Origin of the sequence: Avibacterium sp. 20-132 (assembly GCF_023611925.1) — a bacterium.
Taxonomy (GTDB): domain Bacteria; phylum Pseudomonadota; class Gammaproteobacteria; order Enterobacterales; family Pasteurellaceae; genus Avibacterium.
Map to the genome: position 1 here is coordinate 277,492 of NZ_CP091456.1, position 22,041 is coordinate 299,532.

General features: G+C 39.5%; 21 protein-coding genes, 2 tRNA genes and 1 riboswitch. Of the genes, 12 read left to right on the forward strand and 11 right to left on the reverse strand.

Features of this window, described 5'->3' with window-relative positions; genetic code table 11:
- Positions 1 to 43: 43 nt before the first annotated feature.
- Positions 44 to 158, reverse strand: a riboswitch (glycine riboswitch).
- Between the two features lie 264 nt (positions 159 to 422).
- Genes L4F93_RS01205 through L4F93_RS01225 form a run of 5 tightly spaced genes read right to left on the reverse strand, consistent with a single transcriptional unit; the run spans position 423 to position 3,491 of the window.
- A complete protein-coding gene (locus L4F93_RS01205; RefSeq protein ID WP_250350744.1) occupies positions 423 to 689 on the reverse strand; it encodes a GNAT family N-acetyltransferase in 267 nt (88 codons plus the stop codon).
- A 28-nt stretch (positions 690 to 717) separates the two neighbouring features.
- Positions 718 to 921, reverse strand: coding sequence for a DNA gyrase inhibitor YacG (gene yacG / locus L4F93_RS01210; RefSeq protein ID WP_250350745.1), 204 nt, complete (start codon positions 919 to 921; stop codon positions 718 to 720).
- Positions 914 to 1,543, reverse strand: a complete 630-nt coding sequence (gene coaE, locus L4F93_RS01215; RefSeq protein WP_250350746.1) for a dephospho-CoA kinase — start codon at positions 1,541 to 1,543, stop codon at positions 914 to 916. Before coaE ends, yacG begins: the two co-directional genes overlap by 8 nt.
- A 47-nt stretch (positions 1,544 to 1,590) precedes the next feature.
- Positions 1,591 to 2,280, reverse strand: coding sequence for a prepilin peptidase (locus tag L4F93_RS01220; RefSeq protein ID WP_250350747.1), 690 nt, complete (start codon positions 2,278 to 2,280; stop codon positions 1,591 to 1,593).
- Positions 2,277 to 3,491, reverse strand: a complete 1,215-nt coding sequence (locus L4F93_RS01225) for a type II secretion system F family protein (RefSeq protein ID WP_395897130.1) — start codon at positions 3,489 to 3,491, stop codon at positions 2,277 to 2,279. Before L4F93_RS01225 ends, L4F93_RS01220 begins: the two co-directional genes overlap by 4 nt.
- Before the next feature lie 395 nt (positions 3,492 to 3,886).
- Between L4F93_RS01225 and manX the strand changes: the two genes are divergently transcribed.
- The 5 genes from manX to manA all read left to right on the forward strand — a co-directional run bounded on the left by manX (position 3,887) and on the right by manA (position 8,384).
- Positions 3,887 to 4,870, forward strand: coding sequence for a PTS mannose transporter subunit IIAB (gene manX, locus L4F93_RS01230; RefSeq protein ID WP_250350749.1), 984 nt, complete (start codon positions 3,887 to 3,889; stop codon positions 4,868 to 4,870).
- A 12-nt stretch (positions 4,871 to 4,882) separates the two neighbouring features.
- A complete protein-coding gene (locus L4F93_RS01235) occupies positions 4,883 to 5,686 on the forward strand; it encodes a PTS mannose/fructose/sorbose transporter subunit IIC (protein WP_250350750.1) in 804 nt (267 codons plus the stop codon).
- 13 nt (positions 5,687 to 5,699) lie between these two features.
- Complete coding sequence (locus L4F93_RS01240; RefSeq protein WP_250350751.1) at positions 5,700 to 6,536, forward strand: PTS mannose transporter subunit IID; 837 nt, start codon at positions 5,700 to 5,702, stop codon at positions 6,534 to 6,536.
- 94 nt (positions 6,537 to 6,630) lie between these two features.
- Positions 6,631 to 7,173 carry a YobD family protein gene (locus L4F93_RS01245; RefSeq protein ID WP_250350752.1) on the forward strand — a complete coding sequence of 181 codons (543 nt, stop codon included), beginning with the start codon at positions 6,631 to 6,633 and terminating at the stop codon, positions 7,171 to 7,173.
- A gap of 2 nt (positions 7,174 to 7,175) precedes the next feature.
- The gene (gene manA, locus L4F93_RS01250) at positions 7,176 to 8,384 is read left to right on the forward strand and encodes a mannose-6-phosphate isomerase, class I (protein WP_250350753.1); all 1,209 of its coding nucleotides are present in this window, start codon (positions 7,176 to 7,178) and stop codon (positions 8,382 to 8,384) included.
- A 63-nt stretch (positions 8,385 to 8,447) separates the two neighbouring features.
- Here the strand turns inward: manA and rnhA are convergent, their stop codons facing one another.
- Positions 8,448 to 8,909, reverse strand: coding sequence for a ribonuclease HI (gene rnhA / locus L4F93_RS01255; RefSeq protein WP_250350754.1), 462 nt, complete (start codon positions 8,907 to 8,909; stop codon positions 8,448 to 8,450).
- Between the two features lie 80 nt (positions 8,910 to 8,989).
- On the opposite strand from rnhA, the gene dnaQ reads away from it, so the two are divergent.
- From dnaQ to L4F93_RS01270, 3 genes are all read left to right on the forward strand, one after another.
- Entirely contained in the window at positions 8,990 to 9,757 is a 768-nt protein-coding gene (dnaQ, locus tag L4F93_RS01260) for a DNA polymerase III subunit epsilon (protein WP_250350755.1), read from the forward strand.
- An 87-nt stretch (positions 9,758 to 9,844) separates the two neighbouring features.
- A tRNA-Asp gene (locus tag L4F93_RS01265) sits at positions 9,845 to 9,921 on the forward strand.
- Between the two features lie 18 nt (positions 9,922 to 9,939).
- A tRNA-Asp gene (locus L4F93_RS01270) sits at positions 9,940 to 10,016 on the forward strand.
- Between the two features lie 429 nt (positions 10,017 to 10,445).
- Here the strand turns inward: L4F93_RS01270 and metK are convergent.
- From metK to L4F93_RS01290, 4 genes are all read right to left on the reverse strand, one after another.
- Positions 10,446 to 11,600: a methionine adenosyltransferase gene (gene metK / locus L4F93_RS01275; RefSeq protein ID WP_250350756.1), complete on the reverse strand. Its 1,155-nt coding sequence runs from the start codon at positions 11,598 to 11,600 to the stop codon at positions 10,446 to 10,448.
- 135 nt (positions 11,601 to 11,735) lie between these two features.
- A complete protein-coding gene (gene lnt, locus L4F93_RS01280; protein ID WP_250350757.1) occupies positions 11,736 to 13,274 on the reverse strand; it encodes an apolipoprotein N-acyltransferase in 1,539 nt (512 codons plus the stop codon).
- The gene (gene corC / locus L4F93_RS01285; RefSeq protein ID WP_250350758.1) at positions 13,271 to 14,173 is read right to left on the reverse strand and encodes a CNNM family magnesium/cobalt transport protein CorC; all 903 of its coding nucleotides are present in this window, start codon (positions 14,171 to 14,173) and stop codon (positions 13,271 to 13,273) included. The genes lnt and corC overlap by 4 nt, the downstream gene beginning before the upstream one ends.
- Before the next feature lie 146 nt (positions 14,174 to 14,319).
- Positions 14,320 to 16,272, reverse strand: a complete 1,953-nt coding sequence (locus L4F93_RS01290) for an LTA synthase family protein (RefSeq protein ID WP_250350759.1) — start codon at positions 16,270 to 16,272, stop codon at positions 14,320 to 14,322.
- Positions 16,273 to 16,524: 252 nt separating this feature from the next.
- Between L4F93_RS01290 and lepA the strand changes: the two genes are divergently transcribed.
- The 4 genes from lepA to era are packed head-to-tail and all read left to right on the forward strand — an operon-like array spanning position 16,525 to position 20,989.
- Complete coding sequence (gene lepA, locus L4F93_RS01295; RefSeq protein WP_250350760.1) at positions 16,525 to 18,318, forward strand: translation elongation factor 4; 1,794 nt, start codon at positions 16,525 to 16,527, stop codon at positions 18,316 to 18,318.
- 12 nt (positions 18,319 to 18,330) lie between these two features.
- Positions 18,331 to 19,362, forward strand: a complete 1,032-nt coding sequence (lepB, locus tag L4F93_RS01300; RefSeq protein ID WP_250350761.1) for a signal peptidase I — start codon at positions 18,331 to 18,333, stop codon at positions 19,360 to 19,362.
- 20 nt (positions 19,363 to 19,382) lie between these two features.
- The gene (gene rnc / locus L4F93_RS01305; RefSeq protein WP_250350762.1) at positions 19,383 to 20,069 is read left to right on the forward strand and encodes a ribonuclease III; all 687 of its coding nucleotides are present in this window, start codon (positions 19,383 to 19,385) and stop codon (positions 20,067 to 20,069) included.
- Entirely contained in the window at positions 20,066 to 20,989 is a 924-nt protein-coding gene (era, locus tag L4F93_RS01310; RefSeq protein ID WP_250350763.1) for a GTPase Era, read from the forward strand. The genes rnc and era overlap by 4 nt, the downstream gene beginning before the upstream one ends.
- Before the next feature lie 428 nt (positions 20,990 to 21,417).
- On the opposite strand, the gene L4F93_RS01315 is transcribed toward era, so the two are convergent.
- Positions 21,418 to 22,029, reverse strand: a complete 612-nt coding sequence (locus tag L4F93_RS01315; RefSeq protein WP_250350764.1) for a YfgM family protein — start codon at positions 22,027 to 22,029, stop codon at positions 21,418 to 21,420.
- Positions 22,030 to 22,041 lie beyond the last annotated feature (12 nt).

Consider the following 22,041-nt stretch of genomic DNA (forward strand, 5'->3'; position numbering starts at 1 on the left):
AAAAAAGACAACACAAAGCCTTGCGTTATATCACCTGAAATAATCTCTTGCCCCTGTCCTTTTGCCTGAGCGTTTGAAAAACGATGAAAATTTACACCGCTCTTTTGCGCCTTCGGCGTCCATTTGCCTATGCAATGGATCTCTCCAAGGGTTCGTCCAGTAACAGTCCTCGCTAACTTAATAGCACCTGAAAGATTTTTCCTCGTCGGTGCAGGGTTAATTCCCTACTCTCCAGCTACCTTCGTCCGAACATACTTTTATAAAAAAGTGCGGTGGATTTTAACAAGATAATTTTCATTTCTCAATCCCTTTACGAGAATTGACGGCAATGTATAGAAAATGGTAGTAATGCTGTTTTAATAAAACACTATTACTACGCAAAATAGATGAATTTCCAGTGAAAATTTGGAGAGGGTAAGGAATTAACGGGTTTCACGCAGCCATTTTCTTTCGATATAGCTACAACTTGGTACTAAATTTAATTGATGTTCTCGCACAAATTGCACTAACGCTTGATAAAGTTTATCTGCCACCCCTTGCCCACGTAAACGCTCCGATACATACGTGTGATTGGCATTAATGCTATGGGCATCAATAAAGTAATAAGTGAGTTTTGCCACTTTCTGCCCTTGATCATCAAGCACAAAAAACTCGCCATCTTGTTCATTTTGTTGATGTTGAATATTCATTTTTTTCCTTATTTGCTATATTTTTTAACTAGCCACGCCAATCTTCATCGAAATTCGCATTGGTGGCAAAATCCGCTGTTTCACAAGGAATGGCTTTTTCTTCATTTGCCCATTCACCTAAATCAATAAGCTGGCAACGCTTGCTACAAAAAGGACGATACTGACTTTCTGGCGTCCAAGGTACGGCTTTTTGACACACTGGACAAGGTACTTCAAAAATTTCTTCACGCATTATTTCTTGTTTTTTCCTTCGCAAATTGTAAATATTGATGGTGCAATTCTAACACTTTTTGCCTTAAATAAGGCAGATTTTGGCTTAATTCTGGCTCGTTATTCACCACATCATCTGCAACAGATAAGCGTTTTTCTCGGCTTACTTGTGATGCCATAATCTTTTTAATCAAGACTATTTTATTTTGATCACGCTTCGCAGTACGCAACAACTGGGTTTCTGGCAACACATCAATAACTAGCACACGATCACAAAATGCGGTGAGATCATTTTCGATTAACAACGGCACAACCCACAACACATAAAGAGATTGACTTTGAGCGAGCTGATGCAACATTTCACGACGAATTGCTGGGTGAAGTAAATTGTTCAGCCAAACTTTTTCCTGTGGACACTCAAAGACAATTTGGCGTAAGGCTTGGCGGTTTAATTCCCCCGAATCCAATAAAATTTCCGCACCAAAATGCTCAGTAATTTTCCCCAGTAACGGAGAGCCTTTCGCCACAACCTCTCGTGCCACAATATCTGCATCAATAATTTCTACCCCTAACTCGGCAAATAAATCCACAATGGTACTTTTACCACTGCCAATGCCCCCCGTTACGCCAACAATATAGCTCATTCTTTTCTACCTTTGTCTTATTTTGCTTAAATCATACGCGCTCTTGTTTACTGAAGCAATAAGAGGCTGAATGCCGAAAGACTTAAAAAAGGCGCAAAAGGAATTTGTTGATAATCACGCTTACGTAATTTTTGTATGCTACAAAAAAGAAGCCCATAAAAAGAAGCAAGAAAAACAAAGTGGGGCAATTGTGGTAAGGCTATTCCCGCTCCAAGCGCAAAAGCAAGCCAAGCATCGCCTTCGCCTAACATTGTTTTATGCAACATTATTTGGCTTATGCCACAAATTCCATAAAAAATAAGCAAAATTATCACCGCACTTGTTAAACCTTGCGCTAACGATACAGATACAATTTGCCAATGTACGCCTAGCAAGCTCCATAAGAACAGCCAAATACATAACAACGGAGAAATTAATCGGTAAAGCCAATCAATAATACTGATTAAAATAACAAAACTGAGCCAAATTGCCCACCATAATGCGATATAAGGATCAGTATTTAGCTTGCAACACAATACAAATAGTCCCGCAAAGGCAAAAATATAATACAAAAAACCACCGCACTTTTTATTTTGCCACAAGGAATGTGGCATAGGCATTTCTTTTTGCTGTGGTTGGAAAAGTGTACAATAATCGTGCCACACGCTTTGCTTTAATCGTTGAGCAAATGTAGCAACAAATATAAAAATCAGTAGCCCCACTAATCCACCAAACAAAAATGTCGCAACATCTATCATTGAATCATTGATCCCATATTGAAAATTGGTAAATACATTCCGAGTAAAACAGCCCCGATCAGGCCACCAATAATCAGCATCAAAAGTGGTTCAAGCAATTGAGAGAGGAGATCCACTTGGTGATTGAGATCTTGCTGATATTTATCAGCAATATGTTGTAGCATTTGGGCGACCTGTCCGCTTTCTTCACCAATTTTTAGCATTTGTTGCGCAGTCATTGGAAAAAAATCACTGGCTACGCTGTCAGAAAGTTTATAGCCCTGATTAAGCCAATATAACGCCGTTTCTACGGCTTGATTTAACACCTGATCTGCCACATCATTTTTTTCTACTTGCCAACTTTGCCGTTTTGGCAAAAAAGATTGTAGTGCCACATTTAACGGCACACCGGAACGCAACATTAACGCAAGCGCTTGACTAAAGCGAATCAGGCGCGCTAATTGCGTGATCTTGCCTAAAATTGGCATTTTACTGAGACATTGATTTTTCCATTTGATCAACATTGACGAGTGTTTTAAACGAAAACGAATAAAGACCAAAGTAAGTATAAACAAACAACCTAGCTGCCAAAAGTGTTGTTGTAGCCCTTCTGAAAGATGCAATAAAAACGCGGTAAATACAGGCAAACTGGCACTATTATTCGCGTACATCTCGGCAAATTGTGGCACGATAAAAATTAGCAGTAACAACGTTAAAAGCAGGGAAATACCTAGCACCAGCATTGGGTAAAGTAAAATTTTTTGGATTTTTCGTTGCAAAATTAAAGAGCGCTGACGATGTTGGGCGATTTGCTCGCACACCTGTGCGAGCTTGCCTGTCATTTCGCCAACTTGAATGAGTTGCTGTTCTTGCTGTGAAAAATATTTTCCTTGTTTTTCAATCCCTTGTGAAAAACTTAATCCACTTTCAAGATCATTAATCAATTGCCCAAGCCAAAGATTTAAGGAAATGACCGTACAATTCTGTGCTAATAACTGCAAACTTTGCTTCATCGGCACAGCAGATTTTAGCAATAATGCGAGCTGGTTAATCAATTCATATAACTCATTTGCTTTTGGCTTGCGCGGCAATTGCCAGTTGCGCTGCAATTTGATATTTTGCAACTGGCGTTGAAACAAAGCTTGTCGTGCCATTTCAACATTCTCAGCCACGATCATTCCTTGTTGTTTTTGTTGTAAAAAATTATAGGCTTGCCAATTAAACAGTTTCATTATTCCTTCGTTCATTTATCCGCAGTCGCTATGTTTAGCCTATCCCAAAAAATCCACAAAAAAACCACCGCACTTTATTTTTACGATCAAGATCGCAAAAATAAATAGTCATCTTGCATATTAAAAATATTCTGCTACTTTATTGAGCATTTTTTGTTGAAAAAATTCAATAAGATAAGAATTTATAAAATTTCACTCCAAAAAGTATTGAAATAATTCATCAAAAAAAGTGTGTTTTTTAACCACATAATAAAAAAGATGAGATGAATCACAATTTTTATTTAATACAGTGCAAAATCCGTGATCTTCATCACATTATTTTGGAGCATTTTAGTTTAGAATGCGCGCCTAATTTTATAGTACTTAAACCATAACCACTTGTATAAGGAGTCCTTATGGCTATTGCGATCATCATCGCAACACACGGCGTAGCGGCAGAACAACTGCTCAAAACGACCGAAATGTTGATTGGTGAACAAGAAAATGTTGCCACAATTGATTTTGTTCCCGGCGAAAATGCAGAAACGATTATGGCAAAATATCAGGAAAAACTCAGCACAACGCTTGCGCATTGTGATGAAGTGTTATTCCTTGTCGATACTTGGGGTGGTAGTCCGTTTAATGCGGCAAACCGAGTATCAGAAGGAAAAGACAATATGGATATTGTTACTGGGGTAAACGTGCCAATGTTGGTAGAAACCTTTATGGCTCGCGATGATGGCCCTAGTTTGCAAGAATTGGTGGCAATCGCCTTAGAAACAGGACGAACCGGTGTCCGTGCCTTAAGATATGTGGAAGAAGAGCCAGAGCAAGCGCCACAAGCCGTTGCTCAAGCCGCACCTGCATCAAGCCAACCAGAAGTCGTAACGCCAAATAAAGAGGGACATCTCGTTATTGGGCTTGCGCGTATTGATGACCGATTAATTCACGGTCAAGTTGCCACTCGCTGGACAAAAGAAAGCAAGGTTTCTCGCATTGTTGTCGTCAATGACGATGTAGCAAAAGATAGCGTTCGTGCCACAATGCTGAAAAGCGTTGCCCCTCCCGGGGTAACAGCACACGTTGTAGGCGTAGAAAAAATGATCCGCGTTTATAATAACCCAGAATATGCTGGCGAGCGTATGATGCTGTTATTTACTAATCCAACCGATGTGCTAAAACTGCTTGAAGCAGGATTTGATATGAAATCGATCAATATTGGCGGTATGGCATACAAAGATGGTAAAAAAATGATTACCAGTGCCGTATCCGTTGATGATAAAGATATTGACGCATTCAAAGCCATTGACGCAATGGGTGTGGAACTTGATGTGCGTAAAGTATCAAATGATAGCCGTCAATATATGATGGATTTATTAAAGAAAAACAATCTTGTATAAGGGATGACTATAATGGAAATTTCAACACTACAAATTATTCTTGTCTTTATTGTTGCCTGTATTTCAGGTATGGGATCAATCCTTGATGAATTCCAAACTCACCGCCCATTAATTGCTTGTACGCTTGTTGGTTTAGTCCTCGGTGATATTAAAACAGGGATTATCGTTGGTGGTTCGTTAGAATTACTCGCTCTGGGTTGGATGAATATTGGTGCAGCACTTGCGCCAGATGCCGCCCTTGCTTCCGTCGTTTCTACGATCCTTGTGATTGTTGGCGGTCAAGAAATTACCACCGCAATTGCCTTGGCTATCCCACTTGCAGCCGCAGGTCAAGTGCTAACTTATGTTGTGCGTGCAATCACCGTTGGTTTCCAACACGCTGCCGATAAATCCATTGAAGATGGTAATTTAAACCGCTTAGACTGGATTCATTGCAGTGCCTTAATTTTACAAGCAATGCGTATCGCTATTCCAGCCTTGATTGTTGCCTTAACCGCAGGAACAGACGCTGTACAATCAATGCTAAATGCGATTCCAGCAGTAGTTACAACAGGTCTAAAAATTGCCGGTGGAATTATCGCCGTGGTAGGTTATGCAATGGTGATTAATATGATGCGTGCAGGGCATTTAATGCCATTTTTCTACGCAGGTTTTGTGGTTGCCGCCTTTACGAATTTTAACCTTGTTGCCTTAGGTGTGCTAGGTGCAATTATGGCAGCACTTTATATCCAACTTCACCCAAAATACAACCAAAGTAAACAAGTGGTGCAAGTGGTTTCTAATGGTAACAATGATCTTGATAACAGATTAGATTAATGGGGTAAGAAAAATGACAATAGAAATGAAAAAAGTAACCCAAAGTGATTTAAATAAAGTCGTAATGCGTTCTAACCTTTTCCAAGGCTCTTGGAACTTTGAACGTATGCAAGCGCTCGGTTTTGCTTATTCAATGGTTCCCGTGATTAAACGCTTATACCCTGATGCGAATTCACAAGAACGTAAAGATGCAATCAAACGCCATTTAGAATTTTTCAATACTCAACCCTTTGTTGCTGCACCTGTTCTTGGTGTAACCATTGCGATGGAAGAAGAGCGAGCCAATGGGAAAGAAATTGATGATGCGGCAATCAACGGGATTAAAGTAGGGCTAATGGGGCCTCTAGCTGGTGTGGGTGATCCGATTTTCTGGGGAACAGCACGCCCTGTATTTGCTGCACTCGGCGCAGGTTTAGCACTAAGTGGAAGCATTCTTGGCCCATTATTATTCTTCTTTTTATTTAACCTTGTACGTTTAGCAACCCGCTATTACGGTGTGGTTTATGGCTATAAGAAAGGGCTTGATGTTGTACAAGATATGAGTGGCGGATTATTGCAAAAACTGACCGAAGGTGCATCTATTCTCGGTCTCTTTATAATGGGGGCGTTGGTACAAAAATGGACAAGCATTAATGTACCTCTGGTGGTTTCTACCATTGAAAAACAAGATGGTACGATTGAGGTTACCACCGTGCAATCTATCCTCGATAGCTTGATGCCGGGTTTACTGCCATTGCTATTTACCTTTGCTTGTATGTGGCTATTACGCAATCGTGTCAATGCGTTATGGATTATCGTGGGTATTTTTGTCATCGGTATCATCGGTGCAGCAACAGGTATTCTCGCTTAATCGTTACTTAAAGACAGAATAATGATAAAATTAAACTCTCCTCGAACTTTCGTGGAGAGTTTATTTTTTACATAATCAGAATACGGACGTTGTTATGATCAATACCGCTTTATTAGTCTTTATCATTCTTTATTTTTTATATGCTTTCTACGATCAATTCCTTATGGAAAAACGCTTTGGTGAAACGGTCTTAAATGTGCGTTTACGTCGTAAATCAAAAATTGAAGGCATTATTATGCTTGCGCTAGTTGGTATCGCGATTTATCAAGCCTTACCACAAGGCATTGAACCTTACACAATGTTTTTATTGGTAATGTTTGGCATTTTAATGATTTATCATTTCTTTATCCGCTACCCTGTCTTTATTTTGAAAAAAGAAGGCTTTTTCTTAAATAATCTTTATTTGCAATATGCTTACATTAATACCATTAATATTGGTGAAAATGGTTTCTTGCAGTTAGTGCTAAAAAATGGAAAAGCGGTATCTTTAGCCGCACAAAATCCTAAAGATGTGGAAAAAATTTTGCAATATCTCACTGATAGCGGACGCATTTCACAAGCTCAAAATGCTGTAGAGCAAGCAAAACAAAAATCTACCGCACACCACAGCGAAAAACAAAATAAAAAAGGAAAATAACTATGCTTTACCCATTAAACGGCAAGCTTCAACATTATGTTTGGGGCGGACAGCAATTTTTACCAGAATTTCTGGGCATTCCTGCGCAAAAAAATCAATATTACGCCGAATGGTGGTTAGGCGATCACAATTCTGCGCCATCGCTCATTGAAGAAAATGGTACATCACAACCATTAAACGCATTTTTAGCCAAAAATCCCACCGCACTTGGGGAAGCAAGCCAAGCTCAATTTGGTCGCAGCTTACCTTATTTACTCAAAATTTTAGATGTAAAACAGCCCCTCTCAATTCAGCTTCACCCAACAAAAGCACAAGCAGAAGCGGGTTTTGCTAAAGAAAATGCCCTCGGTATTGCACTTAATGATCCAACGCGAACTTATAAAGATAATAATCATAAGCCGGAAATGATGATCGCGCTGTCCAATTTTTGGCTCTTACACGGCTTCAAAACCAAGCAAGCAATTATCAAAACACTACAAGCTCGCCCGTCTCTTGTACCGCTTGCTGAAAAACTTGCACAACAATCTTTAGCGGATTTTTATGCTGATCTGATGCAAGCAGAGCAACAAGCACTCGCTATGTGGCTTAATCCGATTATTCAAGCTAATCAAACGGCTTATTCACAACAGCAACTTAGCCTTGATAATCCTGATTATTGGGTACTTTACACGATGGAAGCGATGCAAATTCCACCTGAAAAACTTGATGTAGGACTGATTTGCTTCTACTTATTTAATATTGTCGAAGTAAAAAAAGGTGAAGGTATTTTCCAAGATGCGGGGATTCCACACGCCTATTTACGCGGTCAAAATATTGAATTAATGGCTTGCTCCGACAATGTTATTCGTGGTGGTTTAACCCCAAAACACGTTGATATTGCTGAATTGTTGAAAGTTATTGACTACCGAGAAGTCATACCGCAAATTATCCCTATTGCACCAAAAAATGAGCCAGTTTTTACTTACCAAACACCCGCAAAAGACTTTGCCCTCACTCAAGTGAGCTATCAACAAGGTGAACAACATCGTTTACATTCACAAAGTGCAGAAATTTTATTAGTAATGCGTGGCGAATTAAAAATTAGCGAAAATTCCACCGCACTTCACTTAAAACAAGGTCAATCCACCTTTATCAGCGCAAACTCAGAATATTCAATAACAGGAATTGAAGAGGGCTACGCTGTGATTGCGAGGTTACCAACACAATTATAACGCTCCTTACATAGCTATCACATCAAGAAAAAGCGGTGAACTTTCCTTCACCGCTTTATACTTTTAAGATTCATAGCCCACATCTTCCAACGTTGGATTTTCTGCACCTTGTTTTGCAAGTTGATCACAAATTTCATTTTCTCGATGTCCACTATGTCCTTTCACCCACTGCCAATGAATTTGGTGTCGTTGTGTTTCATTATCGAGCAATAGCCATAAATCTTGATTTTTCACAGGTTTACCCGTGCTAGATTTCCAATTATTTTTTTTCCAATTAAAAATCCACTTAGTCATACCATTTTTCATATATTGACTATCACTATGTAGCGTTACCTGACAAGGCTCTTTTAAGCTCGCTAAAGCCGCTATGACGGCTCGCAGTTCCATTCGGTTATTTGTTGTTTTGAAATAACCTTGTGAAATTTGTTTTTCGTGCTGTTTGTAGCGCAATAGAATACCAATGCCCCCCCTGCCGGGATTGCCTAAACACGAACCATCAGTGAAAACGTCAATATGCTTTAACATAAATTCAAATAAATTTAGCTATAATTTTTTTTCAAATGGGGCGATAATACCGCAAAATTGAGTAAAGAGATAGGAAAACTATGACAACGCCACTTCTTCCTGAACGTCAAATTGTACTGGATACCGAAACTACGGGGATGAACCAATTTGGTGCGCACTATGAAGGACATTGCATTATTGAGATTGGTGCGGTTGAATTAATCAATCGCAAATACACAGGGCGAAAACTGCATTTATACATCAAACCAGATCGCCCCGTTGATCCCGAGGCAATTAAAGTTCACGGGATTACCGATGAAATGTTGGCTGATAAACCAAATTTTTCTGAAATTGCGCAGGAATTTATTGATTTTATCCAAGGGGCTGAATTGCTTATTCATAACGCGCCCTTCGATGTCGGGTTTATGGATTATGAATTTCAAAAGCATAAATGCAATGTGAAAACCAGCGATATTTGTACCGTTACCGATACCTTACAAATGGCTCGCCAACAATATCCCGGCAAACGCAATAGCTTAGATGCCCTTTGTGATCGCCTTCACATTGATAATAGCAAACGTACCTTACACGGGGCGTTGCTTGATGCGGAGATCCTGGGTGATGTCTATTTAGCCATGACCGGTGGGCAAACGAGTTTATTTGACGAAGCAGAAACCGAAGAGCCAATACAACAAATTGAGGAAGAGGTACAAATTGAAAGTGCGGTGCTTTTTTCGCAAGATTTCACGGTGATTACCCCTGACGATGCAGAAGAGCAAGCACATTTAGATTATTTAAAATTGATTAACAAAAAAAGCAAAGATAATTGCCTATGGATGAAGCGAACTGAGGACGAAACCTTACATTAACGCTCATTCATTAATCAGTTAAACAGTGAGGCATAAAAATTGCTTGACGAACTTTTCGTTCACTATTATTATGCCTCTCGCTAATGCGGAGTGGTAGTTCAGCTGGTTAGAATACCTGCCTGTCACGCAGGGGGTCGCGGGTTCGAGTCCCGTCCATTCCGCCAATTTAGCATCCTAGATTCGGAGCGGTAGTTCAGCTGGTTAGAATACCTGCCTGTCACGCAGGGGGTCGCGGGTTCGAGTCCCGTCCGTTCCGCCAATCTTTTTACCATTTCAATAAATATTTCTCAATTTTCAAGTTATATTCCCTTATATCAAGACCTAGTAAGTAGGTTAAATATAGCTATAAATAATAGCTACGAGGTTTTATCTATACATAAATAAAATGAATAAAAAATAACTGACCAAAAATCAATCATAAAAAAATTGCTAAGAAAATAAAAATAAACTAAATTTAACAAAACTCTCCGCCAGCTCACATATTGCCTTATTTACATTTTTATCGCTTATTTTTAGCCAGCCTAAGTAATAAAAAGCACTACTACACTGATCTGACCCAAAGCACTTGTTGTTTGAAACTTTAAGTATATTTCGTCATAAAAAATCTGCACCTTAATCAGTTAGTTGTTTAGTCCAACTTTTGGGGTGCAGATCACACATCATTGCAATAGCGCTTTTTCAGACTATCTTAATTTATGCCTGCAGCAACTCTCAATTCTTCAGCACGATCCGTTTTTTCCCAAGGGAATTGCTCACGTCCAAAATGCCCATAAGCTGCGGTTTGGCGGTAGATTGGTTGAATGAGATCAAGCATTTTAATTAATCCATAAGGGCGTAAATCAAAAAACTCACGCACTAAATTTACCAATAATGCATTGCTCACTTTGCCCGTGCCAAAGGTTTCCACCATAATGGAAGTCGGCTCAGCCACACCGATGGCATAAGAAAGCTGAATTTCACAACGATCAGCTAAACCGGCGGCAACAATATTTTTTGCTACATAACGTGCGGCATAAGCGGCAGAGCGATCCACTTTTGAAGGATCTTTGCCCGAAAATGCCCCACCACCGTGACGAGCAGCGCCACCATAGGTATCAACAATGATCTTACGTCCAGTTAGCCCACAATCTCCCATTGGACCACCAATTACAAAACGCCCTGTTGGGTTAATGAAATACTTGGTATCTTTGCCAAACCATTCAGTTGGTAAGACTGGTTTAATAATTTCTTCCATTACACCGTCATAGATGTCTTGTTGGCTCACGCTATCTGCGTGTTGAGTAGAAAGCACCACTGCATCAATGCCAACAATTTTATCATTTTCATATTTTAGGGTAACTTGGCTTTTCGCATCTGGACGTAACCAAGGCAAGGTGCCGTCTTTACGTACTTGTGCTTGGCGTTCCATTAAGCGATGTGCATAAGTAATCGCTGCCGGCATTAATACATCAGTTTCATTGGTGGCATAGCCAAACATAATACCTTGGTCGCCTGCACCTTGATCTAATGGGCTTTCACGATCCACCCCTTGATTAATGTCGGAAGATTGTTTTCCAATAGCATTTAACACCGCACAAGAATGGCCATCAAACCCCATATCAGAATGTTTGTAACCAATATCACAAATTACTTGGCGTGTTAGATTTTCAATATCCACCCAAGCAGAGGTGGTGATTTCCCCCCCTACAAGTGCCATACCTGTTTTCACATAGGTCTCACACGCCACACGAGCTTTGGGATCTTGTTTGAGAATTTCGTCTAATACCGCATCAGAAATTTGGTCAGCAATTTTATCTGGATGCCCTTCTGACACTGATTCGGAAGTAAATAAATAAGATGACATAGCTTTCCTTAAAAGATTAAAATTAAATTTTAGATGTTTTTGCGTCTAGACGGCTATAATACGCTTTTTCGTTTAGAAAGCAAGCATTAATTCACTTGCTCACTTTCTTTTACCAAAGGAAAAAATCCGTTAAATTTACACCGCTGTTCGTTTTAGTATTCGCCATAATAATAGGTTCACGCCACGCAATAGCATTAGTAAAAAGCATAAGAAATACAAAGGCATATCACCTAATTGAGCATAAGGCGTTTTACCTACTGTTGGTGCAATACGTTGTGTTAAAGTGGTTTCCACAAACTGTGGAGCTTGAGCGATCACCTCACCTTTCGCATTAATAAAGGCGGTGATTCCAGTATTGGTGGCGCGAATTTCAGGTTTCCCCAATTCTAAAGCACGCATTCTTGCCATTTGTAAATGTTGCCAAGGACCGATGCTGTTGCCAAACCACGCGTCATTGGAAATGGTCAGCAAGAAATCGGTTTCCACGTTCAGATTTTTCTGCACTTGTGAACCAAAAATAATTTCATAGCAAATTGCTGGGGTAAATTTCCGTTGTTTAGCTAAAAATGGCTTTTGTACTTCTTCCCCTGATTGGAATGCCGACATCGGTAAATTAAACACCGAACCCAGCGGACGCAAGAGGTTTTCCAATGGCACATATTCACCAAATGGGACAAGATGATGTTTATTATAGCGGTTGTGGGTTTGCTCGCTATAAGGTAAATCAGGATCACCTAAGTTTATGATAGAATTAAATAATTTTCCTTTTTGCCAATCTTGATAAATGGTTCCAATCATCACTTGCGTCCCTGTATCTTTGGTTGCTTGCTGTAAGGAAAGTAAAAATCGCTGAATATCATTTTCTAAAGTTGGTAATGCGGCCTCAGGCAAAATGATAAGATCTGTTTTACCTAAATACTGAGCAATAAGACGCCCATAAATTCCTAAGGTTTGGCTAAGATAATGTGGTTCCCACTTCAAGTTTTGTTCAATATTCCCTTGCACAAGGGTGATGGTTAAAGCTTTTTCTGGCTTTTCCTGCACATAATTCGCGGAAGATGACCACATTGCTAAACCGCCAATAATCAGACATAACACCGATTGTGAAGCAATCATTAACCATTTTTTATCTTTCTGTAATAAGTGAGAAATCAGTGAAAAAAGCACCGCACTTACCCACATAACAAAGAAAGTTAACCCCTGCACACCAAAAATTGGCGCAAGTCCTGAAAATGGACTGTCAATTTGTGTGTAACCCAATTGTAGCCACGGAAAACCGGTAAATAACCAACCGCGTAAAAACTCTGTGAATGTCCAAAGCACAGGATACAGTGCGAGATTATTCACCTTAAAGCGTTGAATAAAATAGGCAAACAGTGTTGGAAATAAGGCAAGATACGCCGCCAGCAATACCACTAACACATAGCTGAGCCACAACGGTGAGCCTCCAAATTGGTGAATGCTCACGTGTAGCCAATTCACGCCAAAGCTAAAAAAGCTCAGGCCCCATAAAAATGCACCACAAAGTGCGGTGCTTTTTTTCGCTGTTTTTGCCACCCATAATAACCCTAATAGGGAAAGATAGGCGACGCCCCAAAAATCAAAAGGAGAAAAAGCAAAAACACCTAATCCCCCAGATAATAAAGCAATAAGATAAATTAATTGTGATTTCATTGCGCGCTATTGTAATTTTCTTCGTGAGTTGCTATTTCTTCCAAACATTCATCAGGCACGGTAACACGCAACTGAATAATGCGACGACTGTCTGCGGAAGTCACTTTAAAGTGTAAGTTTTCAAGGGTAATCTCTTCCCCCCGTTTTGGTAAATGACCGAAGGCTTGCATTACCACACCACCCACCGTATCCACTTCTTCATCCGTAAAATGCGTGTGGAATTGCTGGTTGAAATCTTCAATATCCGTTAATGCACGCACAGCGTAAGTATGACGAGAAAGCTGACGAATATCTGCCACATCTTCTTCATCAAATTCATCTTCAATATCACCAACAATTTGCTCTAAAATATCTTCAATAGTTACTAATCCTGACACCGCGCCAAATTCATCAACCACAATCGCCATATGAAAGCGCTCAGAACGGAAATCTTTTAACATTCTATCTACACGCTTACTTTCCGGCACGATGACCACTGGGCGAAGCAGAGAAAGTAAATCAAATTCTTCCGCATTAGAACGCAAAAATTTTAGTAAGTCTTTCGCGTGTAAAATCCCAGCGATATTGTCTTTTTCATCGGTAATCACAGGAAAACGTGAATGCGCACTTTCAATAATGGTTTCCAAGCAAGCATCCAGATCCTGATCGGCTTCAATAAACACAATTTGCGAACGCGGGATCATAATATCACGCACGCGTAATTCAGCGATTTCCATTACCCCTTCAATCATTTCACGGGTATCTTGATCGATTAATTCATTTTGTTCGGAATCACGGATCACTTCCACTAATTCCTCACGGTTTTTCAGCTCGCCTTGGAAAAATCGCCCAAATAGGGATTGCAAAAAATTCTTTTTATTTGTGGTTTCTAAGCCAGTATTTTGGCTATCATCGGTCATTTTGTTCTCTCTTATCGTTAATTGAGGGAGGTTTAATCAAAATATGTTCGCGCTATCATATCAAAACTTAACTACGGGGCAAGCGATTATGAAGATTTTCCTTACCCTCAAAAAATGAAATACGACAAAAAAGTACCGCACTTTGTTTATTGCTCTTTTACAGGAGATTCTGGGCGATACAGCTTTTGTTTATAGGCATAACTACCCCATAATGCATAAGCTAAGGCTTCTTTTTTGATTAATTCAGGAATCTCTGTAGGGGTTAATTTACCAGCTTGCGTATCATAATGAAAACCTTGAATGGGTTGATTTTGCTGTAAAATTGCAACATCGTTACCTTTGCGATACGCCATTGTACGGTCAAATTGCATTAACGCACGATTAGGATCTTGCGGTTGGGTTAAATCATAACCTAACATTGGATAATTACCACTTGCACCAATTAAAGAAAGCAAGGTAGTAGGCATATCAATTTGGCTCACTAAACGGTTATCACGGCGCGGTGTAATCCCCTCTCCTAAAATTAGAGCTGGAATATGGAAATGCTTGATTGGCACTAAGGCACTCCCATTTACCCTCGAATCGTGATCTGCAATCACTAAAAACACGGTATCTTGCCAATAATTAGATTTTTTCGCTAATTGGAAAAAATAACCCAACGCATAATCAGCATATTTCGCCGCATTGTTACGGGTTTGTTTTGGTTGCTCATAAAGTTCAATTTTGCCATCTGGAAATTCAAAAGGATCGTGATTGCTGGAACTAAACACAAGGCTGAAAAATGGCTTTCCGCTTTCTTGCCATCGGGTAAATTGTTCATTGGCTTTGGCAAAAAGATCTTCATCGCTTACCCCCCAAGTCGCAGTAAAGTGGGGGTGTTTATAATCTTTTTCATCAATAATGGTTTCAAAACCATTACCATAGAAAAAGCTCGCCATATTGTCGAAATGTTTTTCTCCACCATAGATGAAAGAGGTGTGATAGCCTTGTTTCTTAAGAAAATCTGCAATGGTAAAGAAATTATTTTGTGAACCTGATAATTTCACCACCGAGCGCGCGGGTGTTGGCGTAAAACCTGCCGTTATTGCTTCAATACCACGCACAGAACGTGTCCCTGTGGCATAAAGATTCTCAAATAGCCAGCCTTCTTTCGCCAATTCATCAAAATAAGGGGAAAGTGGTTTACCCCCTAAGGTTTGGACAAATTGCGCCCCAAAACTTTCTTCCAAAATAATGACTAAATTTTTTGCTTTACCTTGATAACTCGCCACATTGTGTGTCATTGTTGGCAAAATATCAGAAATATAGTCACTTGCTGGTCGTCCTCTCGCCTGTTTAAGGATTGCCACAACTTCATCTAACGGCATTTTGCCGTAAATTTCTGAAGAATGATCTTCATCTTTCATTTGTTGAACGGCAAATAGCACGGAATAACTGGAATTCAATACCAAAGAATTCACCAAAGGATCGGAAGAAAATGCTACCATTGCTGGGTTAATACCGCGGTGCTGAAAGCTCGATCTTGCTCCGATAAAGGTCATTGCCTCAATAAGCAAGAAAACGACAGGACGCCAATACCATTTAGGATAAGATAAATTTTTCCATAAATTCACAGACAAACGCCAAAAGCTATAAGCAAAAAGTGCGGTCAAAATTAGCGTTAAAATTAACACCACAAAATGCCCGTTTGCCAGCATTGTAAACACTTCTTTCGGATGAACTAAATATTCCACAAACAAACGATTTGGACGAAAATCATAGGTTTCAATAAAAGCTGGCGTAACAATTTCCATAAAAATAATAAACACACTACTTAGCACAAGCCATAAACGCACAAATCCGTTTACTACTCGCCCAATCAAACAGTTGCCAGCAAAAAAACAAGTAAGCAAAATAGGAAAAGAAAATAACCAGCATAGACTTGCAACATCAATCCTAACGCCTTGTAAGAATAACGAAAACCAGCCATTAACGGCAGAAATTCGATCGGCTTGCCATATCCCAAGAGCGACTCGGCTAATAGATAAGATAATGAGATTAATACAGAAAAAAATAAAAATGGGAAAAAATGCACTAAGCTGTTTTTTAAGACTGTTCATAATAGCCCTTAAAAAGAAAAAGTATGTGCTTGTTAGAATAGCAATAACCCAGAAAGTTCTTGTAATTTCTTGATTTTTTTTTATTTAAAACAAAAAAATAAATTTCATTAAACAATAACATTGGTGCTTTCTTTAACAACTCTTCTAAACGCACAAATACTTTCCCTTTTATATAGCGTAAAAACCGATATTCAGGTACAATCGACCAGTTAAATTTTGTCAAATTTTAGAGTTTAGTTTATTTAGAATAATATGAAGAACATTCGTAACTTTTCAATCATTGCGCATATTGACCACGGGAAATCAACCCTTTCAGATCGTTTAATTCAGACCTGTGGGGGGCTGTCTGACCGTGAAATGGCAGAGCAAGTGTTAGATTCAATGGATTTAGAGCGTGAACGTGGGATCACCATTAAAGCGCAAAGCGTCACGCTCAATTATAAAGCGAAAGATGGCGAAACCTATCAGCTGAATTTTATCGATACGCCGGGACACGTGGATTTTTCTTACGAGGTATCGCGTTCTCTTGCGGCTTGTGAAGGGGCATTGTTAGTGGTCGATGCGGGACAAGGCGTGGAAGCCCAAACCTTGGCAAACTGTTATACCGCCATTGAAATGGATTTGGAAGTCGTGCCAATCCTCAATAAGATTGACTTGCCTGCGGCTGAGCCAGAGCGTGTTGCGGAAGAGATTGAAGATATTGTTGGTATTGATGCGCTGGATGCGGTACGTTGTTCTGCCAAAACCGGGCAAGGCATTGAAGATGTACTAGAAGAAATCGTAAAAAAAATCCCCGCACCTGAAGGCGATCCTAATGCCCCACTACAAGCCTTAATTATTGATTCTTGGTTCGATAATTACCTTGGCGTGGTTTCTCTTGTACGTATAAAAAATGGTACCTTACGCAAAGGTGATAAGATTAAAGTGATGTCCACAGGACAATCTTACAATGTAGATCGCTTAGGCATTTTCACCCCGAAACAAGTGGATACTCAAGTATTAAATTGTGGTGAAGTTGGTTGGGTTGTGTGTGCGATTAAAGATATTTTAGGCGCGCCAGTAGGGGATACCTTAACCCTACATAATAATCCAGCAAGCACCGCGTTACCGGGCTTTAAAAAAGTCAAACCGCAAGTTTATGCGGGCTTATTCCCAATTAGTTCAGATGATTATGAAGCATTCCGTGATGCCTTAGGCAAATTGAGCCTAAATGATGCCTCTCTATTCTATGAGCCAGAAAATTCTACCGCTCTGGGCTTTGGTTTCCGTTGTGGATTCTTAGGCTTATTGCATATGGAAATTATTCAAGAGCGTTTAGAACGTGAATATAATCTTGATTTAATTACCACTGCCCCAACAGTAGTGTATGAAGTGTTGCAAACCAACGGTGAAGTAATTTATGTGGATAGTCCATCAAAATTGCCACCACTTAATAATATTAGTGAAATTCGTGAGCCGATTGCAGAATGTAATATGCTCTTGCCACAAACTTATTTAGGTAATGTCATCACGCTCTGTGTTGAAAAACGAGGTGTGCAGACCAATATGGTCTATCACGGCAACCAAGTGGCGCTGACTTATGAAATCCCAATGGGAGAAGTGGTACTTGATTTCTTTGATCGTCTTAAATCCACTTCTCGTGGCTATGCATCATTAGATTATGGTTTCAAACGTTTCCAAGCCTCAGAAATGGTACGTGTGGATATTATGATCAATGGTGAGCGTGTTGATGCCCTTGCGTTAATTGTACACAAAGATAACGCCCCTTATCGTGGTCGTGAATTGGTTGAAAAAATGCGCGAACTCATTCCACGTCAGCAATTTGATATTGCCATTCAAGCGGCTATTGGTAACCACATTATTGCGCGTTCAACGGTGAAACAATTACGTAAAAACGTCCTAGCTAAATGTTACGGTGGCGATGTCAGTCGTAAGAAAAAATTGTTGCAGAAACAAAAAGAAGGTAAAAAACGAATGAAGTCTTTAGGTAACGTTGAAGTGCCACAAGAAGCATTTTTAGCTATCTTACATGTTGGTAAAGACTAATAAGGAAGCATTATGTCAAAATCAAATTTATTTTTTGTGCTACTTGTCGCAGTCGGTTATGGTATTTGGCGATATTTAGAACATTTAGCCTTACCGAATACGTTCACTATTGTACTTATTTTATTCACCGCTGTTTGCGGGATCTTATGGTGCTATTACCGTTTTGCTGTTTTACCAAAACGTCACCGCCAAATTACCCGTGCAGAGCAACGTAGTGGAAAACCTTTAACTGAGGAAGAAAAAGCCAGCATTGAACCGATTTCAGAAGGCGGTGAATTTTTAGCTTCACTTTTTCCAGTACTCGCATTTGTCTTAATTTTACGCTCTTTCTTATTTGAGCCATTCCAAATTCCATCGGGTTCTATGGAGCCGACTTTACGAGTTGGCGATTTTCTACTGGTAGAAAAATATGCTTACGGCATTAAAGATCCTGTTTTTCAAAACACCTTGATTGAAACAGGCAAGCCACAACGTGGTGATATTATCGTGTTTAAAGCCCCGCCAGAGCCGAGCGTAGATTACATTAAACGCATTGTTGGCATTCCCGGGGATCGCATTAAATATAATGAAGTCGATCGCCATATCACAATTACTTATGGCAAAGATGGCAAAGAATGTACAGAAAATTGTGTAACAAAAGAATTTACCTATAACGAACCGCAGCCCGATACAGATTTCAACATTATTATTGGGCAAGACCGTCAAGGTAAACCGATATATAGCGATATGCATCCATTGAAAGTAACCGAAACAGGCGATGTTACACATCAAATTCATTGGGATCCACAGCCACCGAATGCGACTTATTTATATCAAGGCTATGACAAGCAACAAAATTACATTACCGAATGGGTTGTGCCACAAGGCGAATATTTTGTAATGGGAGATAACCGTAATCACAGTGCAGACAGCCGTTTTTGGGGTTTTGTGCCAGAAAAAAATATTGTAGGCAAGGCGAAATATATTTGGTTAAGCCTTGATAAAAAACAAGGCGAATGGCCAACAGGTCTGCGTTTTGACAGAATGTTTAGCACAATTAAATAAAAAATTGAATAATCAACACAATGACAAAAAACTTAGATCGCTTACAGCGTAACATCGGCTATCAATTCCAAGATATCAATTGGCTCAAACAAGCACTAACTCACCGAAGTGCCGCAAAAAACCATAATGAACGCTTGGAATTTTTAGGTGATGCAATTTTGAACTACACTATCGCCAATGCTTTATATCAACAGTTTCCTCAATGCAATGAAGGCGAACTCACACGTATGCGTGCAACTCTTGTGCGTGAACCAACGTTGGCTCAACTCGCCAAAGAATTTGAATTAGGCGAGTATATGCTATTAGGCTCTGGCGAGTTAAAAAGCGGCGGTTTTCGTCGAGCCTCTATCCTTGCTGATTGTATGGAAGCGATTATTGGGGCAATTTCACTCGATCGCGATCTTGCCACAAGCACCGAAGTAACACATTTATGGTATCAACGATTATTACGCGAGATTAAGCCGGGTGAAAATCAGAAAGATCCAAAAACTCGCTTACAAGAATATTTGCAAGCAGATCATCTGCCACTTCCTAGCTACAATGTCGTCAATATCAGAGGTGAAGCACATAATCAAACTTTCACCGTTGAATGCCGTGTGGAAAACGTAAAAAAAATTGACCGCACTTTTATTGGCGTTGGTTCTAGCCGTCGCAAAGCCGAACAAGCTGCCGCACAACAAATCTTAAAAATATTGGATATAAAATGACACAAACAACAGAACATCAGCACGAACATCCCACTTATTGTGGATTTATTGCTATCGTAGGGCGTCCAAATGTTGGAAAATCAACCTTATTAAATAAAATCTTAGGGCAAAAGATTTCCATTACTTCAAGAAAAGCACAAACAACACGTCATCGTATTGTGGGAATTCACACTGAAGGCGCTTATCAAGCTATCTATGTTGATACCCCCGGATTACATATTGAAGAAAAACGTGCAATTAACCGCTTAATGAACCGAGCAGCAAGCAGTGCAATTGGCGATGTGGATTTAATTATCTTTGTGGTAGATGGCACGCACTGGAACGACGATGATGAAATGGTATTGAATAAACTTCGCCGAGCTAAAGCGCCAGTGGTGTTAGCGATAAACAAAATTGACAACATCAAAGATAAAGAAGCCTTGTTGCCTTTCATTACAGAAATCAGCCAAAAATTTGACTTTAAAGCCATTATTCCTATTTCTGCACAACGTGGCAATAACGTACAAGAACTAGAGAAAATTGTACGCCAATCATTACGTCAAGGAGTTCATCACTTCCCTGAAGATTACGTTACCGACCGCTCGCAACGCTTTATGGCATCAGAAATCATTCGTGAAAAATTAATGCGCTTTATGGGCGAAGAACTTCCTTATTCGGTTACAGTAGAAATTGAACAATTCAAAACAAATGAACGTGGCACTTATGAAATCAATGGACTCATCCTCGTTGAGCGAGAAGGTCAGAAAAAAATGGTGATTGGAAATAAGGGACAAAAAATCAAAGTCATTGGCACAGAAGCGCGTGCTGATATGGAACGTTTATTTGACAACAAAGTGCATCTAGAACTTTGGGTGAAAGTAAAATCCGGCTGGGCTGATGATGAAAGAGCATTGCGTAGTCTAGGATATATGGAAGAGTAAGTTAAAATATAAAATTTTCCCTTATATATGACTTTTCTTTTTCCTCTGCACCAAGATCATAATCCACATCTAACTGATGTGGATTTTCAGCTTTCCCACAATCCTATAAACATTAAACGCTAAATACTGCTCATCCACTAATAATGGCTTATTTATCACTTTAGCCATCAGACTACTCATTCATTATAGTCGTTTAAAATGAAAATAACACAAGGCAACAATAACAACGGTGTACAAGTAATACATAAGGGATCTGATAAGACCGTATTATTTTTTATTTGAAATGGCTATATATAGCGGGAAATATAGGGAATATTTTTCTTTGTATCGTTCTATTGTGTTGATTCCATACACATTACATACACTTTTAATATTTGGCAAAAGTTAGCTATAAGAAAAAGGCTTGCACTTGGCAAGCCTTGAAAAGATTATAGATTATTTAACCGCACTTGGATTAAATCTGTTTCCACTGGGCTGGCATTTTTTAGCCCTTGTTCAAAACTGGCTTTGGCGTTTTGTTTATCGCCTTTAGCGAGTTGAATATCCCCTTTTAATAAGAAAGCTGCGCTGTTCCACGCCTCTCCTTTAATGAGATCAAGCGAGGCTAACGCATTATCGAATTGCTGTTGTTGGAATTGTACTGCCGCCAAACGTAATGCACTCACAGAACGCAAAATGTCATCATTGGCATTAGTTACCGCTTGTTTTAATAAATTTTCTGCTTGAGCATAATCCTGTTTTTGCACAGAAACATTTGCTGCATCCAATAAAGCAAACACGGCATAAGCGGTTTTATCATTACTTTGTGCAAATTGTTCTACACTATCCACGTTCACTTTATCTGCTTGGAATTGGCTGGCAAGTTGCTCATATTGCACTGAACGTTGTTGATTTTGCGCAATTTGATGAGATTGCCAATAACGCCAGCCAAAAACTCCAGCGAGCGTTAGTACAAAAATAGCCACAGCCAATTTGCCATTTTCTTTCCACCAATTTTTTATTTCATTCAGTTCTTGTTCTTCTTCAATGGTATAAGCCATAATGTTTCCTTA

What these genes read in the sequence shown, in the direction of transcription:
- manA (WP_250350753.1), top strand. Translation starts at nt 7,176, where the DNA reads ATGCTTTACCCATTAAACGGCAAGCTTCAACATTATGTTTGGGGCGGA.
- L4F93_RS01240 (WP_250350751.1), top strand. Translation starts at nt 5,700, where the DNA reads ATGACAATAGAAATGAAAAAAGTAACCCAAAGTGATTTAAATAAAGTC.
- L4F93_RS01245 (WP_250350752.1), top strand. Translation starts at nt 6,631, where the DNA reads ATGATCAATACCGCTTTATTAGTCTTTATCATTCTTTATTTTTTATAT.
- lepA (WP_250350760.1), top strand. Translation starts at nt 16,525, where the DNA reads ATGAAGAACATTCGTAACTTTTCAATCATTGCGCATATTGACCACGGG.
- corC (WP_250350758.1), bottom strand. Translation starts at nt 14,173, where the DNA reads ATGACCGATGATAGCCAAAATACTGGCTTAGAAACCACAAATAAAAAG.
- L4F93_RS01220 (WP_250350747.1), bottom strand. Translation starts at nt 2,280, where the DNA reads ATGATAGATGTTGCGACATTTTTGTTTGGTGGATTAGTGGGGCTACTG.
- manX (WP_250350749.1), top strand. Translation starts at nt 3,887, where the DNA reads ATGGCTATTGCGATCATCATCGCAACACACGGCGTAGCGGCAGAACAA.
- metK (WP_250350756.1), bottom strand. Translation starts at nt 11,600, where the DNA reads ATGTCATCTTATTTATTTACTTCCGAATCAGTGTCAGAAGGGCATCCA.
- coaE (WP_250350746.1), bottom strand. Translation starts at nt 1,543, where the DNA reads ATGAGCTATATTGTTGGCGTAACGGGGGGCATTGGCAGTGGTAAAAGT.
- L4F93_RS01225 (WP_395897130.1), bottom strand. Translation starts at nt 3,491, where the DNA reads ATGAAACTGTTTAATTGGCAAGCCTATAATTTTTTACAACAAAAACAA.
- L4F93_RS01205 (WP_250350744.1), bottom strand. Translation starts at nt 689, where the DNA reads ATGAATATTCAACATCAACAAAATGAACAAGATGGCGAGTTTTTTGTG.
- dnaQ (WP_250350755.1), top strand. Translation starts at nt 8,990, where the DNA reads ATGACAACGCCACTTCTTCCTGAACGTCAAATTGTACTGGATACCGAA.
- rnhA (WP_250350754.1), bottom strand. Translation starts at nt 8,909, where the DNA reads ATGTTAAAGCATATTGACGTTTTCACTGATGGTTCGTGTTTAGGCAAT.
- yacG (WP_250350745.1), bottom strand. Translation starts at nt 921, where the DNA reads ATGCGTGAAGAAATTTTTGAAGTACCTTGTCCAGTGTGTCAAAAAGCC.
- rnc (WP_250350762.1), top strand. Translation starts at nt 19,383, where the DNA reads ATGACAAAAAACTTAGATCGCTTACAGCGTAACATCGGCTATCAATTC.
- L4F93_RS01315 (WP_250350764.1), bottom strand. Translation starts at nt 22,029, where the DNA reads ATGGCTTATACCATTGAAGAAGAACAAGAACTGAATGAAATAAAAAAT.
- lnt (WP_250350757.1), bottom strand. Translation starts at nt 13,274, where the DNA reads ATGAAATCACAATTAATTTATCTTATTGCTTTATTATCTGGGGGATTA.
- lepB (WP_250350761.1), top strand. Translation starts at nt 18,331, where the DNA reads ATGTCAAAATCAAATTTATTTTTTGTGCTACTTGTCGCAGTCGGTTAT.
- era (WP_250350763.1), top strand. Translation starts at nt 20,066, where the DNA reads ATGACACAAACAACAGAACATCAGCACGAACATCCCACTTATTGTGGA.
- L4F93_RS01235 (WP_250350750.1), top strand. Translation starts at nt 4,883, where the DNA reads ATGGAAATTTCAACACTACAAATTATTCTTGTCTTTATTGTTGCCTGT.
- L4F93_RS01290 (WP_250350759.1), bottom strand. Translation starts at nt 16,272, where the DNA reads ATGAACAGTCTTAAAAAACAGCTTAGTGCATTTTTTCCCATTTTTATT.